The 18,360-nt window shown below is 70.3% G+C and carries 16 protein-coding genes and 1 other RNA gene; 2 read left to right on the top strand and 15 right to left on the bottom strand.

Annotated elements, in window-relative coordinates:
* Positions 1-44 precede the first annotated feature (44 nt).
* The 7 genes from KQY30_RS22730 to def all read right to left on the bottom strand — a co-directional run bounded on the left by KQY30_RS22730 (position 45) and on the right by def (position 7,145).
* Positions 45-923 (bottom strand): zf-HC2 domain-containing protein, encoded by an 879-nt coding sequence (locus KQY30_RS22730; RefSeq protein ID WP_217308415.1) that lies wholly within the window; start codon positions 921-923, stop codon positions 45-47.
* The gene (locus tag KQY30_RS22725) at positions 920-1,507 is read right to left on the bottom strand and encodes a sigma-70 family RNA polymerase sigma factor (protein ID WP_046504986.1); all 588 of its coding nucleotides are present in this window, start codon (positions 1,505-1,507) and stop codon (positions 920-922) included. Before KQY30_RS22725 ends, KQY30_RS22730 begins: the two co-directional genes overlap by 4 nt.
* A gap of 557 nt (positions 1,508-2,064) precedes the next feature.
* Entirely contained in the window at positions 2,065-2,658 is a 594-nt protein-coding gene (locus KQY30_RS22720; protein ID WP_217308414.1) for an ABATE domain-containing protein, read from the bottom strand.
* A 158-nt stretch (positions 2,659-2,816) separates the two neighbouring features.
* Positions 2,817-3,356, bottom strand: coding sequence for a GNAT family N-acetyltransferase (locus tag KQY30_RS22715; RefSeq protein ID WP_217308413.1), 540 nt, complete (start codon positions 3,354-3,356; stop codon positions 2,817-2,819).
* A 143-nt stretch (positions 3,357-3,499) separates the two neighbouring features.
* On the bottom strand, positions 3,500-4,639 hold the full coding sequence (locus KQY30_RS22710) for a uroporphyrinogen-III synthase (RefSeq protein WP_217308412.1): 1,140 nt from the start codon (positions 4,637-4,639) through the stop codon (positions 3,500-3,502).
* A gap of 247 nt (positions 4,640-4,886) precedes the next feature.
* Positions 4,887-6,299, bottom strand: a complete 1,413-nt coding sequence (locus tag KQY30_RS22705; protein WP_217308411.1) for a NarK/NasA family nitrate transporter — start codon at positions 6,297-6,299, stop codon at positions 4,887-4,889.
* A gap of 144 nt (positions 6,300-6,443) precedes the next feature.
* Positions 6,444-7,145, bottom strand: coding sequence for a peptide deformylase (def, locus tag KQY30_RS22700; protein ID WP_217311257.1), 702 nt, complete (start codon positions 7,143-7,145; stop codon positions 6,444-6,446).
* Between the two features lie 167 nt (positions 7,146-7,312).
* Here def and KQY30_RS22695 point away from each other — a divergent pair, with 167 nt between their 5' ends.
* The gene (locus KQY30_RS22695) at positions 7,313-7,849 is read left to right on the top strand and encodes a helix-turn-helix domain-containing protein (RefSeq protein ID WP_254407660.1); all 537 of its coding nucleotides are present in this window, start codon (positions 7,313-7,315) and stop codon (positions 7,847-7,849) included.
* 43 nt (positions 7,850-7,892) lie between these two features.
* On the opposite strand, the gene KQY30_RS22690 is transcribed toward KQY30_RS22695, so the two are convergent.
* The 4 genes from KQY30_RS22690 to KQY30_RS22675 all read right to left on the bottom strand — a co-directional run bounded on the left by KQY30_RS22690 (position 7,893) and on the right by KQY30_RS22675 (position 13,461).
* A complete protein-coding gene (locus KQY30_RS22690) occupies positions 7,893-9,095 on the bottom strand; it encodes an acyltransferase (protein ID WP_217308410.1) in 1,203 nt (400 codons plus the stop codon).
* Positions 9,096-9,145: 50 nt separating this feature from the next.
* A complete protein-coding gene (locus KQY30_RS22685) occupies positions 9,146-11,269 on the bottom strand; it encodes a bifunctional polysaccharide deacetylase/glycosyltransferase family 2 protein (RefSeq protein WP_217311255.1) in 2,124 nt (707 codons plus the stop codon).
* Between the two features lie 288 nt (positions 11,270-11,557).
* Positions 11,558-12,271, bottom strand: coding sequence for a hypothetical protein (locus tag KQY30_RS22680; protein WP_217308409.1), 714 nt, complete (start codon positions 12,269-12,271; stop codon positions 11,558-11,560).
* 206 nt (positions 12,272-12,477) lie between these two features.
* Positions 12,478-13,461, bottom strand: a complete 984-nt coding sequence (locus tag KQY30_RS22675) for a LysR family transcriptional regulator (protein ID WP_302185331.1) — start codon at positions 13,459-13,461, stop codon at positions 12,478-12,480.
* A 399-nt stretch (positions 13,462-13,860) separates the two neighbouring features.
* On the opposite strand from KQY30_RS22675, the gene KQY30_RS22670 reads away from it, so the two are divergent.
* On the top strand, positions 13,861-14,916 hold the full coding sequence (locus KQY30_RS22670; protein WP_217311253.1) for a protein kinase family protein: 1,056 nt from the start codon (positions 13,861-13,863) through the stop codon (positions 14,914-14,916).
* Between the two features lie 48 nt (positions 14,917-14,964).
* Here KQY30_RS22670 and ssrA read toward each other — a convergent pair.
* The 4 genes from ssrA to ftsX form a co-directional block, all read right to left on the bottom strand.
* Positions 14,965-15,351, bottom strand: a transfer-messenger RNA (tmRNA) gene (gene ssrA / locus KQY30_RS22665).
* Positions 15,352-15,508: 157 nt separating this feature from the next.
* Positions 15,509-15,988, bottom strand: coding sequence for an SsrA-binding protein SmpB (smpB, locus tag KQY30_RS22660; RefSeq protein WP_217308408.1), 480 nt, complete (start codon positions 15,986-15,988; stop codon positions 15,509-15,511).
* Between the two features lie 34 nt (positions 15,989-16,022).
* Positions 16,023-17,375, bottom strand: a complete 1,353-nt coding sequence (locus KQY30_RS22655) for a S41 family peptidase (RefSeq protein ID WP_217308407.1) — start codon at positions 17,373-17,375, stop codon at positions 16,023-16,025.
* 67 nt (positions 17,376-17,442) lie between these two features.
* Entirely contained in the window at positions 17,443-18,360 is a 918-nt protein-coding gene (gene ftsX, locus KQY30_RS22650) for a permease-like cell division protein FtsX (RefSeq protein WP_046503714.1), read from the bottom strand.

Genomic DNA, 18,360 nt, shown 5'->3' with positions numbered 1-18,360 from the left:
TGCGTCGGGCAGCCGTCAACCGTACGCGAAGGGGAGCCGGAATGTCAGGCGTCGACCTCCACCAGTCGCTCGCCGCCGAAGGTACGGACCTCGAAGTGATCGATGTCATTGCTGTCCATGGCCGTGCCGCCGTGGACGTACAGCGGGCTCTTGGAGATCTTGTTCGGACTGTCGGCGATGCCGTACCCCCACTTGGGCACCGACCAGGAGGTGACGGTCTCCTCCTCGCCGGTCTTGGAGACCGCGACCAGGCTGCACTTGAGGGGGCCCTTGACATTCTTCAGCTCCAGGACCGTGTGCGTACCCCAGCCCTTGGGCTCCATGCCGATGGTGGCGGTGACCTTGGTGGTGGCGTCCGTCGCCCAGACCTTGTCCGGCATGTGGTTGAAGAACGCGTCCTCGGCCGGGCTGGTGGGGTGCGGGTCCCCGGCCTGGTTGCTGGTTCCGCCGTCGCCCGCGGCCGTGACGGCCACCACGGGACCGCCGATGATCAGCGCCGCGGCGGCCGCGACCAGATACAGCCCGCGCCGCCTGCGCTGGGCGCGCTTGGCCGCGACCTCGTCGACCAGCCGGCCGAGGAGCTGCGGACTCGGCTGTACGGAGACGGACGGTGTGGGGAGCTGCGCCAGCGGTACGACGGGAGCCACCGGCGCCAGCGGCGTCACGGAGGCGAGCGGGCCGGGCGGGGCCTGCGCGCCGGGCGCCGCCGCGAAGGGTCCCGGAGCGTCCGCCAGCATGGCCAGCATCGGCTCCATCCCGGAGAACTCCTCCAGGTTGACGGCGCAGATGCGGCAGCCGGCCAGGTGCTCCTCGAAAGCGGTCGCCTCGGCGTCGTCCAGAATGCCGAGGACATACGCGCCGACGGCCTCGTGCACAGAATTCTCGTCGCCCGGTCCGTGTCCGTACCGCTCGTGCGTGGTCATGCCGAGACCCCCCTCTCCTCCAGCGCGAGCTTCATGGAACGCAGCGCGTAGAACACCCGTGAACGCACCGTCCCGCTGGGTATGCCGAGCGTCTCGGCCGCCTCGTTGACCGTACGCCCCTTGAAATACGTCTCCACCAGGACTTCCCGGTGAGCGGGCGTCAAATCATCGAGCGCGTCGGAGAGCGTCATCAGCCACAGCGCCTTGTCGATCTCGTCCTCCGCGGGCATGACCTCCAGCGGCGACGGGTCGACCTCCTGCGGCCGGGCCTGCCGGCTGCGGTGACCGTCGATGACGATGCGCCGGGCGACCGTCACCAGCCAGGGTCGGACAGAGCCGGTCGCCCGGTTGAGCTGACCGGCGTTCTTCCAGGCACGGATGAGCGTCTCCTGCACCACGTCCTCGGCGCGCTGGCGATCACCCGCGACGAGACGGAGCACATAGGCGAGCAGGGGTCCGGCATGCTCCCGGTAGAGGGCTCGCATCAACTCCTCGTCGGGGACGGAGACATTGGTGCGCGGTGCCTCGTTCCGGTGCCGGGCCCGGTGAGGTCGGTCTTCGGCCACGGCCGCATCCTTGCGCACCTGAACCTCCCGGTCGAGACCTCGATGGCTGCTTCTCCCTCATCACTACGGACGGCCGGGGGAGGTCACTCAACGCGGCCGGAAAAAGTTTCAAGATCTTTTCGGTGGAGGTTTGCGGGGTGGGGCGGGCGGCTGGGGCGGGTTCGCCCCGGAACGGGACCCGGGCTGGATCCAGGCAGGAATGATGAAGAACACGCGTAGAAATCGTGTGGGGAATGCATGCAACCTGCGAAGACAGCGTGCGCGAGTTGGCCGGAAATAGCGGGAGGGACCGGAAGTCGCCGCAGCCGCGGTGCAGGTGAGGTGCAGGGGGCACGAGAGGTACGGACGGTACGGTCCGGGCGAGTCGTACGGCACGGGCGAGTCGTACGGCGCGGGCGCATCGCATGGGGCGGGCGTGTCGTACGGTCCGAGCGCGTCGTATGGTCCGTGCTCGTCGGGCCCGGCGGGCGCGGCCGGGTTCCGCCGCTTGCCGGGCGCGGGCGCCAGTCAGGCCCGAGTGCTTGTCAGGCGCGGGGGCTTGTCACGCGCGGGGGCTTGTCAGGCGCGGGGGCTTGTCAGGCGCGGGACAGGGCCGCTCTGCGGCGGTGCCTCGCCACCCGCTCGCGATTGCCGCAGACCTCGCTGGAACACCAGCGGCGCCGCCGCCCCCGTGAGGTGTCCAGATACACCCGCCGGCAGGTGTCGCCCTCGCACTGCCGCAGCCGTGCCCGCGCCGCCGGGTCGGTGAGCAGGTCGACCGCGTCCCTGGCCACGGCCGCCAGCAGCGCGTCGCACTCGGGCTCGGTACTGAGCGCCCGTACGAGCGCGCCGTCCTCGTCCCGTACGGCCCTGATCCCCGGCGGCGCCCCCGCGGCCAGCGCGTTGACCCGGTCCAGGGCGCGCGACGCGTCCCGGCCGTCGATCTGGGCCCGTACCAACTGGCCCACGCCGTCCCGGAGTTCGGCGAACGACCGTACCCAGCCCGCGTCCACGGCGCGCAGCGGGGTCCCCTCGGGCACCAGACCCGCGCCGACCAGCCAGTGGCGGAGCGTCACGGCGCCGTCGAGTTGTTCGCGCCCTCTGGAGCCCGGCTCCGCCGTGGCCACCAGATCCAGGCAGACACGCCCGGAGTCGAACCGCCACTCGTACGAGCCCATGCCCGCCGCCATGTTCCTGTCACCGCCTCGGGTTCACCGGCTGGGTGCTTCTCGCGTACTTTTCGCGTGCTTCTCGCGTGCTTCTCTCGGGGGATTCCCTCTCAGAGTGCCTGCCCCCGGACGCGCCCGTAACCCCTGTCACGGCCTCCGTCACGACACCTGTCACGCGACTACGGCGCGACACCCGGCGGGCTGTTGTGCAGGATGCGCTGGAAGAGGTGGTGGTCCCGCCATTCGCCGTCGATGTGCAGATAGCGCGGCGCGGTCCCGATCAGCTCGAACCCGCATTTGCGCAGCACCCGTTGCGAGGCGGTGTTGGCGAGCATGGTGCCCGCCTCTATACGGTGCAGGCCCAGTTCGTCGCGGGCCGCGCGGCAGACCTCCTGGACGGCGCGGGTCGCCAGGCCGCGCCCGGTGTACTCGGCGTCGATCCAGTAGCCGAGGACGGCGCTGCGGAAGGCGCCGAGGGAGACGCTCGACAGATTCGCCTCGCCGACGATCCGGGTGCCGTCGGCGGCGAACCAGCGCCGTACGGACGGATCGGCGAGCCAGCGGGCCTGGGTCTGCGGGGTGAAGAACTCGTCGGGGCGGTACGGCTCCCAGGGACGCATGTGGTCGCGGTTGCGGACCAGTGCCTCGGCGACGTTCGTGGCGTCGTCCGGGGTCGCGGGCCTGATGCGGAGGGAGGAGCCGGAGGAGTCGTTGGCCATTCCTCGTACGGTACCGACGGGGCCGGGAAGCACCAGAGGGCCTCAAGGGGACCGGGAAGCGTCCGGGCGCGCCGGAGGAAGCGCGAGCACCCCCGCGTACGCGGGCTCGTACGCCGTACCTCGTCGTACCTCCCCGTACGTCCTTACGCGTCCGCGTACTTGGAGTCCGCCGCCGGGTCCAGCGCCAGCCGGTAGCCTCGCTTGACCACGGTGTGGATCAGCCTGGGCGCGCCCAGCGCGGTCCGCAGCCGGGCCATCGCGGTCTCCACGGCGTGCTCGTCGCGGCCCGAGCCCGGCAGCGCGCGCAGCAGCTCCGCCCGCGAGACCACCCATCCCGGCCTGCGGGTCAGCGCGTGCAGCAGTGCCATCCCCGCGGGCGGCACCGGCCGCAGCTCGCCGTCGACCAGCACCGCGTGGCCGCGGATCTCGACGCGGTGGCCGGCGACCGGCAGCGCCCGGACCCGGCCCGGCAGTTCCGTACAGAGCACCTGGACGAGCGGCCCGAGCCGGTAGCGCTCCGGCTGGACCGTATCGATCCCGCGCGCCTGGAGCGGCAGCGCGGTGACGGGCCCGACGCAGGCCGCCAGCACATCGTGGTGCAGGGCGTCGAGCAGCGCGGGCAGCCGGCCGCGTTCCTCGGCGCGCGCGAGCAGCGAGGCGGCGGCCGGCGCGCTGGTGAAGGTGACGGCGTCGACGGCGCGCGAGACGACCGCGTCGATGAGCCGGTCCACCGGCGCGAGGTCCTCCGGGGGCATCCAGCGGTAGACCGGTACGACGACGACCTCGGCGCCCCCGGCCCGCAGCGACTCCACGAATCCGGGCAGGGGTTCGCCGTGCAGTTGCAGCGCGACCCGGCGGCCCTCGACGCCCTCGACGAGAAGCCGGTCGAGCACCTCGGCCATGGACTCGGAGCCGGGCGACCAGTCCTCGACGAGCCCGGCGGCGCGGATGGCGCCCCGCACCTTGGGGCCGCGGGCGAGGAGTTCGACCCCGCGCAGACAGGCGAGCAGTTCCTCGCCGTGGCCCCAGCCGTCGGCGGCCGCGATCCAGCCGCGGAACCCGATGGCCGTGGTCGCCACCACCACATCGGGCACGGTGTCGATCAATTCCTTGGTGGCGGTGAGGAGTTCGGTGTCGTCGGCGAGCGGCACGATCCGCAGCGCGGGGGCGTGCACGACGGAGCCGCCGCGCCGCTGGAGCAGCGCGCCCAGCTCATCGGCGCGCCGGGCGGCCGTGACCCCGATGGTGAAGCCCGCGAGGGGGCCGTGCCGCTCGCTGTCCATCGCTCTCCTCTGCCTCTCCTCGCGTCGCGGTGGTGTGGTCGTACGTCCCGCACGCACATCCCGCGCGTCCGCTCTCACACGCCCCGCACGTCCGTTGCGCACACATCCCGTACGTCCCGCACGCACGTCCCGCACGTCCCGCACGTCCCGTACCTCGTCGCTGGAGCTACCGAGCCTGCCAACGGTGCGTGACAGGCCCGGATCGCAGGCATTTCTCCCCTGTAACGACCACCCCGGGACGTATCTCTCACATCCGTGCGTAGCGGAGCCCGGCCTCCTTCTCCATGGGCTCCTTCTCCGCCTCCATGGGCTCCTTCTCCGCCGGTACGGCCGGGGCGCCCGACCGGCGAAGGTATACCGCCCAGGTCAGGGCCGAGCAGGCCGCATAGCAGACCAGGAACGCGACATAGGCCGAGGTCCCGGTGCCCGAGGTCTGGAACGACTGCCGGAAAGCGAGGTTGATCACCAGCCCGCCGAGCGCCCCGACCGCGCCGATCAGCCCCATCGAGGCCCCGGACAGCCTGCGCCCGTACGCCGCGGCCGCCTCGCCCGTCATCCCCTTGGCCAGCGCCTTCGCACGGAAGATGCCGGGGATCATCGTGTATGTGGAGCCGTTGCCGACCCCGGTGAGCAGGAAGAGCGCACCGAATCCGGTGAGGAAGAGCGACAGCGACTCGATCAGCGAGGCGAGGACGACGACTCCGGTCGCGAGAGCCATCGCCACGAAGTTGCAGAGGGTGACGCGGGCGCCCCCGTACCGGTCGGCGAGCGCGCCCCCGGCAGGCCGCGCCAGCGATCCGAGCAGCGGCCCGGCAAAGGTCAGCGAGGCGGCCTGGAGCGGAGTGCGTCCGAACTGGGTCTGGAGCACCAGACCGAAGGCGAAGCTGTATCCGATGAACGACCCGAAGGTCCCTATGTACAGCGCGGACATGATCCAGGTGTGCCGGTCCCGTACGGCTTCCCGTGCCGCGCCGGTGTCATTGCGTACGGGCGCGAGGTTGTCCATGAACAGCGCGGCGCAGAGCGCGGCGGCCAGGATCAGCGGGATGTAGATGCCGAGCAGGATCCGCGGCCGGTCCGCGCCCGCCGCCGCGATCACCAGCAGCCCGGCCACCTGCACGACCGGCACCCCGATGTTCCCGCCCCCGGCGTTGAGGCCGAGCGCCCAGCCCTTGCGGCGCAGCGGGAAGAAGGAGTTGATGTTCGTCATCGAGGAGGCGAAGTTCCCGCCGCCGACCCCGGTGAGCGCCGACACGGCCAGGAACGTGGTGTACGAGGTCCCGGGCTCCATCACCGCGAACGCGGCCCCGGCCGGCAGGAGCAGGAGCAGCGCGCTGAAAACCGTCCAGTTCCGGCCGCCGAAGCGGGCGACGGCGAAGGTGTACGGCACCCGTACGACCGAGCCGACCAGGGTGGCCACCGCGATCAGGGCGAACTTCCCGGCGGGATCGACCCCGTACTCCGGCCCCATGAACAGCACCATGACCGACCACAGGGTCCAGACCGAGAACCCGATGTGCTCGCAGAACACCGAGCAGAGCAGATTGCGCCGCGCGATCCGCTCGCCCGTGGCGGCCCAGAAGGCCTCGTCCTCCGGATCCCACCGCTCGATCCAGCGGCGTCCCTTGCGTACGGCGGTGGTGGTGGTCGGGGCAGTCATCACGCCTCCACGAGCGGGATCCGATTGAATACCCCAGACCGTACGGACGCCGCGTTTCACCCCCGTACCCCAAGGTGACCACCGCGCAACCTTGCCCTCACCCACCGCGACACCCACCTGTGAGCGCCCCGCCGCCCCGCCGCCCTATGGCCGGCGTGTGTCCCGCGCCTGCGCCTGCTTGCCCAGTTCCACGGCGCGAGCGGCTCTCCGCGCGAAGACACCGTCCATGGCCCCGGCCATCTCCCGCAGGGCCGCCTTCCGTTCCCGCTTGCCGAGGCGGTCCACGTACAACCGCCCGTGCAGGTGATCGGTCTCATGCTCCAGGCACCGCGCGAAGTAGCCGGCCCCCTCGATCACCAGGGGCTTTCCGTCCTTGTCGTATCCCCGCGCGACGGCGTGCCCGGGGCGGGGGACGGTCCGATACGGGCCGGGGACGGAGAGACAGCCTTCCGCCTCCTCAAGGAGCCTGCGATCGGCGGCCGGTGACTCGTCCAGGACGGGATTGGCGATGTGCCCGACATGGCGTACGCCCCACTCGTCCGTGCAGTCCCATACGAAGAGCCGCAGCCCGACATCGATCTGATTGGCGGCGAGCCCCGCTCCCTCCGCGACATGCAGGGTGGCGAACATGTCGTCGACGAGCCGGGACAGCTCCGGCGTGCCGAACTCCGTGACCTCGCGGCACGGCCGGCTCAGAATCTCCTCGCCGATGACGGTGATACGGCGTACCGAACCCCGCTCGGCCTCCGGCACGGTACGCGGAAAGGAGTCGACCGGCCGACCTTGGACCCGCACCCGGAGGTCCCGCGGCACTTCCTCACCGAGTTCACCGAACCGCACGGCCATGCCCATCAACGCCCTTCACCACGGTTTGCCAGTACCCATCACGGTTGCCAAGCGCTTTGCAAAGTAGCATCCTTTGCAAAGTGACCACCAGTGAGAACGCCGAAAGCCAGAGCCACACGAACCGCCCGCCCGCCTCGTCCGCATCGCCGGACCGCCCGACGGCAGGGGTGTCGCCCGGCCGTCCGGCGACGCCCCTGCCCGATCATCCGGTCCGTATCGCCCTGCTGGATCTGCTCGCCGAGGTCGGCACCGTCACCTCCACCGAGGCCGCGCGGCGTCTGGGGCACAGCTCGGGGCTCTGTTCGTTCCATCTGCGCCAGCTCGCCCGGCACGGCCTCATCGAAGAAGCCCCGCACGGTGGCGGCCGGGTGCGCCCCTGGCGGCTGCGCTGGGAGGGCTCCGGTGAGGACGAGCAGACGGCGCCGGAGCGGTTCGACGCCTTGGCGCGAGGGCTGGAGGACGAGAGCTACCGCCACTGGCTGTCCCACTGGCCCGAGGCACCGGCCGCGTGGCAGCGCGACGAGGCGTTCAGCGCGGTCGTCCAGCTCACTCCGGGCGAGATGACCGACCTGGCCGCGTCGGTCCACGCCCTTCTGGCCCCCTACCAGCAGCGGCGGAAAGCGCCCGCCGGGGCGAAGCCGGTCGCCGCGGTGGCCCGGCTGTTCCCGCTGCTGCCGACCGGCCCCCGTCCGCTGCCCGGCTGACCTCCGGGTCGGCTGGACCGCCGACCCGGGACGTACCCGTCTCTCACGCCTCCCGTGTGCCGTTCGGCCACAGGCGTGGCCTGCGTTTCGCCGCCACGTCCTCCACCCAGCCGATCGCGAGGATCAGCAGGCCGAGCAGCGGCCAGACCAGGACCAGGCTCAACGCCTCGTACGACGCGTCCAGTTGGGTGGAGTACGCGTCGATGCCCGGGATCAGCCAGAGCTGGTCGATGATCGGGAACGTCGCCAAGATGACCAGGTTGTGCCAGAGATAGATCGTCACCGCGCGGTTATTGGCAAGGGTGATCGTCGAGTCGAACTGGGCCAGCTTCCCCGGGAGAGTGCGCCACGACGGCGCGTACTGAAGCAGGATCGCGCAGAAGCCCAGCGACCACATCGCCTGGGCGAGCGGGATCTCGTCCAGGTTCCAGCCCTCCTCGGTGAGATGCCCCGAGGCCCACCACAGCGCGAAGGCCATGGTGAAAGCGGCCAGTGAGACCGTGATGTAGCGCGGGACCTTGCGGAACACGCCGTCGTTGTGGGCGAAGCCGAGCACCCAGCACGCGCCGTACACCGCGAAGTCGGTGAGTGCCTCCCCGGTCTCGCCCGGGATCTCCACCAGCCCGCTGCCGAGGACGGCGGTGAGGGCGACCGGGAAGACCAGCGTCAGCCACGGCACCCTGCGGAACGCCCACAGCAGCAGCGGCGAGGCGATCACGAACCAGAGGTAGGCCCGTATGTACCAGAGCGGCCCCGCCGCCTGCTCCGCCCACGTCTCCTCCAGCAGCCCGCTCGGGGAGCCGCTCTCGTACGGGTACGGAGGCGCCCCGAACGGCACGATGTAGTTGGCAAGCCGCAGGAACCACCAGAACCCCTCCTCGCGGTCCGCCCACCACCCCAGGACGAACATCAGGGGCACGACGACCAGCGCGAACGCCCACATCGGCGGCACCAGCCGCCTCAGCCGGCCGCGGATGACGCTCCACGGCGGCCGCTTGGACAGGGACCGGGCCATCAGCGACCCTGCCAGCGCGAACATCACGCCCATGGAGGGGAAGAGGATCGTCAGCCAGGCCCAGCCGAAGATATGGAAGACGACGACCCTGACCAGCGCGACCGCCCGCAGCAGATCGAGATAGCGGTCGCGCCCGCCCGAGGAGGCCGTGCCGTCCCCCGAAGACGTCGCCTTGTGCTTGGGCGGCGACCCCGTACCCACGGCCCCCGTGCCCATGGCTCCCGTACCCATGGCCCCCGTATCCGCCGGAACAGACTGAACAGGCCGCACAGGTTGAGCTGTCACGCCACCGGCCTCCGATCGGCCTCGCGCCCGCGCGGACTCGGAATCGAGCCCGGCGCCTCCACCACTCCGGTACGGCGCAGCTTCTGCCACCGCAGCCGGCCACCGGTGAGCGCGGTGATCCAGGACTGGAGCAGCACCACGTACATGAGCTGCCGGTAGAGGATCTGCTGGAGGGGCAGCGAGATCAGATGGGTCATGCGCTCCCCGTCGAGACGGAAGGCGTACGCGGCGCACACCGCCTGTATCAGCAGAACGCCGAGCCAGGCCACCACGGTCTTCTCGGTGGGGCCGAAGACCAGGCCGTACAGCAGGAACACATCGATCAGCGGGGCCAGCAGCGGCGCCAGCACCATGAAGAGCGAGACCAGCGGCAGCCCGACCCGCCCGAACCGGCCGGAGGGACCGCGCTCGATCAGGGCCCGCCGGTGCTTCCAGATCGCCTGCATCGTGCCGTAACTCCAGCGGTACCGCTGCGACCAGAGCTGCTGCACCGATTCCGGCGCCTCGGTCCACGCCCGCGCGCGCTCGGCGTACACGACCCGCCAGCCGTCCCGGTGCATGGCCATGGTGATGTCGGTGTCCTCGGCGAGCGTGTCCTCGCTCATCCCGCCGACGCGCTCCAGCGCCTCGCGCCGGAAGGCCCCGACCGCGCCCGGGATGGTGGGCATGCAGCGAAGCATGTCGTACATCCGGCGGTCCAGGTTGAAGCCCATCACGTACTCGATGTGCTGCCAGGCGCCGATGAGACTGTCGCGGTTGCCGACCTTGGCGTTGCCCGCGACCGCGCCGACGCGCGGATCGCCGAAGGGCTGCACCAGTTCGCGGACCGTGGACGGCTCGAAGACCGTGTCGCCGTCCATCATCACGATCAGATCGTGACGGGCGTGCGCGATGCCGTTGTTGAGGGCGGCCGGCTTGCCGGAGTTGAGCTGGCGTACGACACGGACGTTCGGCAGCCGGAGCGCCTCGACGATGTCGGCGGTCCCGTCGGTCGAGCCGTCGTCGATGACGACGACCTCGATGGGATGGTCGCTCTCGCTCAGCGAACGCACCGTATTGGCTATGCATTCGCGTTCGTTGTACGCGGGTACGAGCACCGTCACCGGTTCGGTGACGGGCGCGCCCCAGGCGAAGCCGCGCCGCCGCACCCTGCGCGTATGCGCGAAGGACAGCACCAGCATCAGCCCGAACCGCGCGATGACCAGCGCGCCGATCACGGAGAGCCCGGCCACCAGGACGCCGGTGATGTTCTCCGAGAGGGCGACGGCACCGACCCAGGCCTTGCCCTTCCAGAGGGCCGCGCCGGTCACCGGGGTATGGGCGCTGGGGGCGCCGAGGGCCTCGGTGACGGTGGTGAACTCGTATCCCTTCTCCTGCATCTCCGGCAGGAAGTGCCCCAGCGCGGCGACGGTCTGCGAGCGGTCGCCGCCGGAGTCGTGCATCAGCACGATCGCGCCCTTGCCGTCCTTCGGGGTGGCGTTGCGGCTGATCACCCCAGCGCCGGGGCGCTTCCAGTCCTCGCTGTCCGTGGTGTCGAGCACGGTGATGTAGCCGAGGCTGCCGATGTACTCGGCGACCGGCCAGGACTTGTTGTCCATGGCCGACGAGAACGAGGAGTACGGCGGACGGAAGAGCGAGGTACGGATGTCGGCCGCGCCCGCGAGCGCGAGCTGGTTCTGCGAAAGCTCCCAGTCGATGCGGGACTTGGACTGGAAGGAGAGATCGGGGTGGTTGAAGGTGTGCAGACCGACCTCGTGGCCCTCGTCCACCATCCGCTTGACCAGCGCCGGATAGCGCGAGGCCATGGTGCCGGTGACGAAGAACACGCCGTGGGCGTCGTACTCCTTCAGCCGGTCGAGGACCTTGGGGGTCCACACCGGGTCGGGGCCGTCGTCGAAGGTGAGGACGAGCTTGTGGTCCGGGATGTTCAGCGCCCGGGCGGAGGCGGCGCCGCGCGCGTCGATGACCGGGCCGCCCTTGAGGATCCGCTTGGGCACCTGCTCGGCGTCGACGGATTCGCGGACGCGGTGGTCGGCGAGGATCTCGCTGTGCACGTAGCCGCGCAGCATCAGCATCGCGAAGAGCGCGACGAGGACGAGCGAGGGCAGCAGATAGCGCATGGGCAGTCTGCGCCGCTTGGCCCGGGCGTCCTTGGCCTTCCTGGCCTGCTTGCTACGACGAGCGGTGCGCGGGGGCTCGATGCCGCCGGTACGACCGGGCTCGCCGGGGCTCGTACGGCGCGGTTCGCCGGCGCCGGTACGGCGGGACTCGCCGTGACGAGTGTGCCGGGGCCCGGTGTGACCGGTGTGCGGGGGCTCGCCGTGACCAGTGTGCTGCGGCTCGTCGTGACGGGTGTGCCGCGGCCCGTCGTGACCGGTGTGCCGGGGCTGTCTGCCGGAGGAAGTCATCTAGAACGCGCCTCCCGCGGCCATGGGCCGGCTTCCCTCGGGCTGCCCGCCGTCCGGCGGCGGGGGGTCGACGGGCGGTGGCGAGGCGGGGTCGGTGGCCGGCGGACTCTCGTCGACGGGCGAGGTCCCGGGATCCGGCTCGGCGCCGGTCCCGCCGGTGCCGGCGCCCGGATTGCCGCCGGTGCCGGGCGAGGTCCCGGGGTCCGGCTCGGTGTCGTCGCCCGTACCGCCCGCGGGGTCGGCCGGCGGCTTCGCCGAAAGCGACATGGTCGGCACCGGTTCGCCCGAGGCGTCCGTGCCGGCGGTCCCCGAAGGCCGCGGTACGGTCCCGCCGTTCGAGCCGGTCGGCGAGGGGTCGGCACCGGGAGTGGCGGGCGATTCGCCGGCGGACCCGCTGACCGTCGGGGCCGGCTGTATCTCCACGGTTTCGGGCTGCCGGTCGTCGGCGAGCCCGGGTATCTGGAGCCATGGCGCGGTGGAGTTGCCGCCGATCATGGAGACCGCCAGGGTCACCGCGTAGGAGGCGCAGCCGATGGCGACGATCCAGCCCGCCCGGCGGAAGGTCTTGCCGCGACGGCCGGTCTCGTCCACGAACACCGGACGGTCGGACATCTCAGGACCCGCTTCGGGCACGGGGCCCGGCTCCTGCGCGGGATGGCTGCCCGTGGGCAGTTCGGAGAGCTGACGGCCCACTCCGTCGAGTTCGACGGTCACGTCACTCGGCTCATGCACATGCCCTGTCCGGGCATCTTCACGCCATTTGTCCACTACGGTGCGCACATCCCCCACCACTGAAGGTATACGGGCGTCCCACGCGGCTGGCTGGATATCAACGCGGCCGAGTCCCCACTCGAACCGAGTACCCCCCTACCACACCGCACCCGAGCCACGAATGTAGCGCACAGAGATGGCACGGGAGTTCAGCTTCGGGGGTTGCCGTGCATCAGTCCGGTGACAGTGCCGGGCACCCAGCTCCCAGGGGCGAGATCCAGCCAACCCCCCTCGTGCGCGAGTTCGGTCGCGGCGGCACGCAGCGCGTCGACTCCAGGGTGTTTGATCCCCTTGCGCCACACCATCGCGAGCGGCGCCACGGGGGGTGACCCCGGTACGGATCCGACCAGCGGCCGCAGTACCGCCCCCGGCATCTCGGGGAAGTCCACCACGGCGAGCACGGGCGTACGGCGCTTCGCCATCACCCGCCGGAACTCCTCGGTCCCCACGGCCATCGGCGCCGGCGGCGCGATCGTGATGTCCCGCCCCGCGAAGAGCTGCCGCGCCAACTCGGTCCACTCCACGGTCCCCGGATTCCCCGCCCCGGCGTAGACGCTCTCCCCGGCGAGCGCGTCGAGCGTCACTTCGGCGCGGCCGGCCAGGGGATGGTCGTACGGCAGCAGCACGGCCAACGGCTCGTACCGTACGAGCTGGTGCTCCAGCCCGGACCGCAACACGGGCGCCAGCCCGCCGACATGGCCGAACGACACATCGAGCCGCCCGCCGAGGATCTCCCCCGCGGCCCGGGTGAGCCCGCTCTCGAACCGGGCCATCAGCTCCCACCCGGGCGCCAGCTCCCGAGCCCGCTCCAGCACACGGCCGGAGACCATGCCCGCGGTGTTGAGATCGACAAGCAACGGCCGCGCCTCACCGGCACGAGCGGCGAGCAGCTCGTCCTGCGCGTCCAGCACCCGCCGCGCATACGGCAGCAACCGCTCCCCGTCCCCCGTCAACACCACGTGCCGAGTGGTCCGTACGAACAGCTCAACCCCCAACTCCCGCTCCAGCCGCCGGACATCCCGGCTGAGCGCCTGCTGCGCGACATAGAGCCGGGCGGCGGCACGAGTGAAGTGCAGCTCTTCAGCGGCGGCAACAAAAGCACGCAGGAGCCGCGGCTCGATGTCTCGGGGCACGCCTGCATTCAACAGAGGCCGGGCGGCGATCCACAACACACATGCGTGAATGCCCCCTGACCAGGTGTTGGACCCCCCGGCCCGAATCCCCCCAAGCTGAACCCATGCCACCCACACCGCACCCCCCGCTGATGACAGTAACGGGCCACACCCTGGTCCTGGCCCACACCCAACCCCCGGACCCGCACCCCGGCGGAAAGCGACGCGGAACCGGGGGTTGGGCAACCGTGCTCAGCCTGAGCGCCGGGGTCCTGATCGCCGCGCTGGACGTCCTGCGCCCGCTCCGGAGGGCGGACCGCGGAGCTACGATCGAGCGCGGTCGCTCTCGGCAGGAGTGCGCGGCGCCATCACAGGATCGAGGTCGGTGCCCGGGTGAAGGCGGCAGTGAAGCGCCCTGACATGTCGCGCGGTGCGCGTCTCACCGCTCATAGCGCCGTCTCCACATCCCTGGCCTTGTGCAGTGATCGCGCACTGCGCGAGCTCGTGGACACGGCCGCGCCGCTCGGTTCCGGCATCGGCGGGAAGTCGGCCCTGCTGGACGTCGCCGGAACACCGGTCTTCGTGAAGCGGGTTCCCCTCACCGGTCTGGAGAGGGAACCGGAGAACGTCCGGTCCACGGCGAACCTGTTCGGGCTGCCGGTCTTCTGCCAGTACGGCATCGGCGGGCCGGGCTTCGGGGCCTGGAGAGAGCTCGCCGTGCACACCATGACGACGAACTGGGTGCTCGCGGAGGAGTACGAGGGCTTCCCGCTGATGTACCACTGGCGGGTGCTGCCGGACTCCACCCCGCTGCCCAAGGAACTGGCCGACATCGAACGGGCCGTCGCCTACTGGGGCGGCGGATCGCAGGTGCGCCGCCGGATCGAGGCTCTTCAGCGGTCCTCGGCGAGCGTCGCGCTGTTCCTGGAGTACATCCCGCAGAACCTGCACCAGTGGCTGGGCGAGCGGATGGACGCCGGTGGCGAGGCCGCCGACCGGGCCTGCGCCATGGTGGAGAGGGAACTGGAAGCCGGAACCTCGTTCATGAACAGCCGCGGCCTCCTGCACTTCGACGCCCACTTCGAGAACATCCTGACCGACGGCCGGCGCCTTTTCTTCGCGGACTACGGGCTTGCGCTCTCCTCCGCGTTCGAACTGTCGCAGGAGGAGGCCGGTTTCTTCGACCGGCATCAGACCTACGACCGTTGCTACTCGGTCACATACCTGGTGAACTGGCTGGTCACCGCCCTGTACGCGTACGGGAGAGACGACCGCGAGGCGCAGGTGCGGGCATTCGCCCAAGGCGAGCGGCCCACGGGAATCCCGGAGCAGGCCGCGGCCATCCTCACCCGATACGCGCCGCTCACCGCGGTGATGGCGGACTTCTTTCGCGAACTCCAGCACCGGAGCAGGGAGACTCCGTACCCGCTGGAGGAAATCCGCCGGATCAGCCGTACGCACCCACGGCATGACTGAGGCCCCGCTGCCGGGGCAGTGGGGCCTCAGGTTGGTGCTACATGGGAATTGTGGAGATGGCGGGAATCGAACCCGCGTCCAACGGTGCGGAATCAGGGCTTCTCCGAGCGCAGTCCGCTTCGCTTTTCTCGGCCCCGGAGATCACGCGGACAAGTCTCCGACGGGCTCAGTCACTGTTTGGTTTCCCGCTGCTCCCCGTGACCGGGCTCAGCGGTTTAGTTCCCTAGCTGATGCCAGGATCCGGGTCGGGAACAGCCCCGGGCTGACACTCCGCGGAGTCTTCGCTAGCTGCTAATTAGGCAGCAAGAGCGAAGGCGGAGGAATCGCGCTTAGAAGTGGCGATTATTGTTTGCGACATATGGTTAGCGAGATCATTGCCGCTTCCTCGGCTCGCTTCCCCTGCTTCGACATCCGCTGTCGAAACCGATCATCCCCATGTTTATTTTTCAACCGCGGTCGCCGTTACGATCAACGCAATCACGATCAACGCAATCACGACCATGCACCAGCTTCGAGGTGCGCAACCCATCGTACGTGATCAACGGCAGACCGTGCCAGCCTATTCCGCCGAAGGGGTCCCGGCCCCGCGCGCTCAGGCCCGCTGGCGGCGCTTCACCGCCGAGATCGCGCGGTCCGTCTCGCGGCGGTCCTGCTTCTCCCGGAGCGTCTGGCGCTTGTCGTACTCCTTCTTGCCCTTCGCCAGCGCGATCTCGACCTTCGCCCGCCCGTCCTTGAAGTACAGGGCCAGCGGCACGATCGTGTGCCCGGTCTCCTGGGACTTGGACTCCAGCTTGTCGATCTCGACCCGGTGCATCAGCAGCTTCCGCTTGCGCCGGGCGCTGTGGTTCGTCCACGTTCCCTGGCTGTACTCGGGCACATGCACGTTGTGCAGCCAGGCCTCGTGCCCGTCGATCTGGACGAAGCCGTCCACCAGCGAGGCCCGCCCCTGGCGCAGGGACTTCACCTCGGTGCCGGTCAGCACGAGACCGCACTCATAGGTGTCGAGAATGTGGTAATCGTGCCGCGCCTTCTTGTTCTGCGCGATCAGTTTGCGCCCTGTTTCCTTAGCCATAGTCCCGCCATTTTCGCACCCCGGCGCAACTTCTTTACCGAGTGCCGCCGGACCCGCCGCTACGCTCGCCGCCGGAACCGCCACCGGCGGCACCGCCGCCGAGTCCGCTCAGTACCGTCGTGGCCCGCTCCTGGGCGTCCTCGCTCACCAGCAGATCGGGAGTCACGCCCCGGCCGTCCACACCATGGCCGGCCGGAGTGCGGTAGTGGCCCACGGTCAGCTCGGCGACCGAGCCGTCGGGCAGCCGGCTGGGCATCTGGACCGAGCCCTTGCCGAAGGTGCGCGAACCGACCGTGACCGACCGGCCCCGGTCCTTGAGCGCTCCGGTGACCAGTTCGGCGGCGCTCATCGTGCCGCCGTCGACCAGCACCACCACCGGCCGGGCTGTGTCGCCGCCGGGTGTCGCGTAGAGGGCGCGCTGTTCACCCCGTATGTCGTACGTGGCGACGAGACCGCCGTCCAGGAAGGCGGAGGCGGCCGTGACGGCCTCGGTGACCAGCCCTCCCGCGTTCCCTCGCAGGTCGAGGAGGATGCCGACACCTTCGGGGGCGCCCAGGACGGCGTCCCGTACCCGCTGCCCCGAGCCCTTGGTGAACGCCTCGACGGTGATCCGCAGCGCATCGGCGTCGGCGCCGGACCCGTCACCCGTCTCGGCACCGGACCCGTCAGCGGTCCCGGCGGCCGTCTCATCACCGGACAGGCCGCCACCGCTGCCCCCGGTCCCGCCAGTACCGTCCGTGGTCCCGATCCGCTCCACCGTCACCGACTCCGTGGCCAGCCGCGCCCGGCGCAGACTCCGCGTCCAGGTGCGCCCGTCCCGTTCCAGCCCCAGTACCACGGTCGTACCCTCCGCCCCGGAGTCCGGTCCCGAACCGGATCCCGAGCCCCGCAGCAGCGCCATGACCTCCGTCACGGGCCGCCGCGCGACCGCCGCGCCGTCGATGGTCCTGATCGTGTCGCCGGGTGTGATCCCGGCCCGGGCCGCCGGGCCGCCCTGCTGGACCCGGGTCACCTCGATCAGGCCCTCGCCCGTACGCCTCGCGCCGAGCCCGACCCCGGTGTACTCGCCGTCGAGAGCCTGCTCGAACTCCTCGTACTGGCTCTTGTCGTACACCGCGCCCCAGCGGTCGCCGCTGCGGCTGACGACCTCCTCGGCCGCCTCCGTCGCGGACTTCCCGTCCGCCATGGCCTCGGCGGCGGCCCGCGCGACCTCGTCGCGGTCGGCCGTCGCAGCCACGTTCCTGGTCGGAACGCGGGACGTCTCCTCCTCCGCGCGCGGCAGCGAGTCCGTGGCCGCGGCCGTGGCGAGGACACTCGCGAACAGCAATGTCAGGGCCGCCCCGCGGCGGACAGCGCAGGATCTATGGTGCGACTCGGAACCCGACATGGCGTTGAGTCTAGGACAACACGGAACGACCGAACGGCGCTTGCCCCGACGCGGCCAGGGGCACTTGTCACACCCTGAGGTACTTGCGCAGCGCGAGGAAAGCGGCAACCGCGGGCATCAGCAGACCGATCGCGATCACCAGTGGAAGCTTGGCGAGCACGGCGTCCCAGCCGATGAAGTTGACGAGCTGCATCTTGTCGGCGAGAGCGAGACCGTTGTCGATCAGGAAGTAACGGCCCACCAGCAGCATGACGCACGCGACCGCGCCGCCGATCAGCCCGGCGAACGCCGCCTCCATGATGAACGGCATCTGGATGTAGAAGCTGGACGCGCCCACCAGCCGCATGATCCCGGTCTCCCTGCGGCGGCTGAACGCCGACACCCGTACGGTGTTGACGATCAGCATCAGCGCGATGACCAGCATCAGCGCCATCACACAGAGCGCCGCCACATTCATACCGGTCATCAGGTCGAAGAGATTCTGCAGGATGTCCCGCTGGTCCTGGACGGACTCGACCCCGTCCCGGCCCGCGAAGGCCGTCGCCACCACCTTGTACTTCTCCGGGTCCTTGAGCTTGACGCGGAAGGACTCCGGCATCTGGTCCGGGGTGATGGAGCTGGCGATCGGGGAGTCGCCGTACTTCTCCTTGTAGTGCTTGTACGCCTCGTCGGCCGTCTCGTAGTGGACCTTCTCGACGATGTCCATCTTCTTCAGATCGGTCTCGATCTGCTTCTTCTGCTCGCCCGTCACCGCGCCCTTGACGCACTTCGGCGCGGTCGCGGCATCGTTCTTGTTGCACAGGAAGATGGAGACATTGACCTTGTCGTACCAGTAGTCCTTCATCACGCTGACCTGGTCACGCATCAGCAGCGCGCCACCGAACAGGGCGAGCGACAGGGCTACGGAGACGATGACGGCGAAGGTCATCGTGAGATTGCGGCGGAGACCGACGCCGATCTCCGACAGGACGAACTGGGCGCGCAT

The organism is Streptomyces sp. GMY02 (genome assembly GCF_019056675.1).
Lineage (GTDB): Bacteria > Actinomycetota > Actinomycetes > Streptomycetales > Streptomycetaceae > Streptomyces > Streptomyces odonnellii.
The sequence above is the reverse complement of the archived record's forward strand: the minus strand, read 5'-3'. Positions and strand labels throughout refer to the sequence as shown.